The 242-nt window shown below is 28.1% G+C and carries 1 pseudogene; it reads right to left on the bottom strand.

What is annotated here, in order from left to right:
- Positions 1–242: pseudogene (locus tag RI01_RS02590) on the bottom strand (replicative DNA helicase); the annotation flags it as partial.

Genomic DNA, 242 nt, shown 5'->3' with positions numbered 1-242 from the left:
CTAAATCAATGACATAATTAATGTTTTTACTTTTGTCATAACTAAACGATAAGTTAATGTTAACAAAAAAATGTTTGGCTTGTTTCATCCTTTCCGTGTAGTGTGTGTGTGATGTTTGAGTCTTCAAAACTTTTATCTAAAATAATATCTAAAGGAATTTGAGTTTGGCGGGCTAATAAACGACTTAAATTTTCTTCTAAGGTCATTTCATAAGAAAATACCAAAATATGAGGATAATGAGA

The sequence above is a fragment of the Italian clover phyllody phytoplasma str. MA1 genome (assembly GCF_000300695.1).
Classification (GTDB): domain Bacteria; phylum Bacillota_I; class Bacilli_A; order Acholeplasmatales; family Acholeplasmataceae; genus Phytoplasma.
This window is presented reverse-complemented; position numbering and strand designations above follow the sequence as displayed.